The sequence below is a fragment of the Natroniella acetigena genome (assembly GCF_023227745.1).
GTDB lineage: Bacteria > Bacillota > Halanaerobiia > Halobacteroidales > Halobacteroidaceae > Natroniella > Natroniella acetigena.
Map to the genome: position 1 here is coordinate 1 of NZ_JALKBX010000112.1, position 1455 is coordinate 1455.

Consider the following 1455-nt stretch of genomic DNA (forward strand, 5'->3'; position numbering starts at 1 on the left):
GGAGGTGGCAGTGATGAGAGAAATAATTACTTTAGCTTGTACAGAGTGTAAACAACGTAACTATTCAACAACTAAGAATAAAAAAAATCAAAGAGAAAGATTAGAATTGAAAAAGCATTGTAAATTCTGTCAAAAACATACTGTTCATAAGGAAACTAGGTAAGGTTTGATGATATAGGCTCGTAGCTCAATTGGCTAGAGCATCGGACTCCAAATCCGAGGGTTGGGGGTTCAAGTCCCTCCGGGCCTGCCAATTATAAATCAGGAAACCAATGAGGGTGTGGAATAAATGGCTAAAAGAAGTACTTCGGAAAAGATTAAGAAGTTTTTAAGAGAAGTTAAAGCTGAATTAAAGAAAGTGAACTGGCCTAGTAAGCAAGAAATGGTTTCTTATACAATGGTAGTTATTGTTACTGTTTTGCTTGTTTCTGTTTTTATTGGTGGGGTTGATTTGCTCTTTTCTAGTCTGATTAGGCCAATTATTTTTAATTAGGGGAGGTGTGAATCCTACTTGGTTTGTAGGGTTCCTTTATTATGAGTAGTAAAAAAGAATGGTATGCTATACATACCTATTCTGGCCATGAAGACAAGGTCAAAGCGAATTTGAAGCAGCGTATTAAGGCAACAGGGATGGAAGATAATATCTTTCAAATTTTAATTCCAACTCAAGACAAAGTTAAAGTAAAAAATGACAAAAAGAAGGTAGTTAAAGATAAAATTTTTCCTGGATATGTATTAATTGAGATGATTATGGATGATGATTCTTGGTATGTTGTTCGTAATACTCCAGGAGTAATTGGTTTTGCTAGTGCTGGGACAAACCCAATTCCAGTACAAGAAACCGAAATGGCCCATGTACTTCAAGATATGGGACTAGAAGAGACGGTAACTGATATTGGAGTAGAAGAAGGTCAGAGTGTAAGAGTCACGGAAGGTCCGTTTGAAGATTTTGTAGGAGAAGTTCAAGAAATAGATTATGAAAAGAATAAATTAATTGTTTTAGTCTCTATGTTTGGTCGTGAAACTCCAGTTGAATTGGAGTTTGATCAAATAGAGAATGTATAAGGAGGTGTAGAAGATGGCTAAAAAGGTTGTTGGTAAAATTAGCTTACAAATTTCTGCAGGTAAAGCTAATCCAGCTCCACCAGTTGGCCCAGCATTAGGTCAACATGGAGTTAATATTATGGAATTTTGTAAGGCTTTTAATGCTAAAACTGCTGATCAAGCTGGGAACGTTATTCCAGTGGAGATTACTGTTTATGCAGATCGCTCATTTGATTTTATTACTAAAACTCCTCCAGCTGCTAATTTATTAAAGAAAGCTGCAGGCATTGAAACTGCATCTGGAGAGCCTAATATTAATAAAGTTGCTACTGTTAGCAAAGAAGATGTCAAAGAAATTGCTGAATTAAAGATGGAGGACTTAAATGCAGCTAGTTTGGAATCGGCAATGAG

At 35.9% G+C, this 1455-nt stretch carries 4 protein-coding genes and 1 tRNA gene; all 5 read left to right on the forward strand.

Features of this window, described 5'->3' with window-relative positions; all coding sequences use genetic code 11:
• Positions 1-13 precede the first annotated feature (13 nt).
• Positions 14-163 (forward strand): 50S ribosomal protein L33, encoded by a 150-nt coding sequence (rpmG, locus tag MWH25_RS12750; protein WP_248628034.1) that lies wholly within the window; start codon positions 14-16, stop codon positions 161-163.
• A 13-nt stretch (positions 164-176) separates the two neighbouring features.
• Positions 177-253 (forward strand) — tRNA-Trp (locus MWH25_RS12755).
• 36 nt (positions 254-289) lie between these two features.
• The gene (gene secE, locus MWH25_RS12760; protein WP_248628031.1) at positions 290-493 is read left to right on the forward strand and encodes a preprotein translocase subunit SecE; all 204 of its coding nucleotides are present in this window, start codon (positions 290-292) and stop codon (positions 491-493) included.
• A gap of 41 nt (positions 494-534) precedes the next feature.
• Positions 535-1065 (forward strand): transcription termination/antitermination protein NusG, encoded by a 531-nt coding sequence (gene nusG / locus MWH25_RS12765; protein ID WP_248628032.1) that lies wholly within the window; start codon positions 535-537, stop codon positions 1063-1065.
• Between the two features lie 13 nt (positions 1066-1078).
• On the forward strand, positions 1079-1455 hold a 377-nt coding region (gene rplK / locus MWH25_RS12770), incomplete at its 3' end, for a 50S ribosomal protein L11 (RefSeq protein ID WP_248628033.1).

Excerpts from the sequence above, each read along its gene's own strand:
- rpmG (WP_248628034.1), top strand. The coding sequence starts at position 14 with ATGAGAGAAATAATTACTTTAGCTTGTACAGAGTGTAAACAACGTAAC.
- secE (WP_248628031.1), top strand. The coding sequence starts at position 290 with ATGGCTAAAAGAAGTACTTCGGAAAAGATTAAGAAGTTTTTAAGAGAA.
- nusG (WP_248628032.1), top strand. The coding sequence starts at position 535 with ATGAGTAGTAAAAAAGAATGGTATGCTATACATACCTATTCTGGCCAT.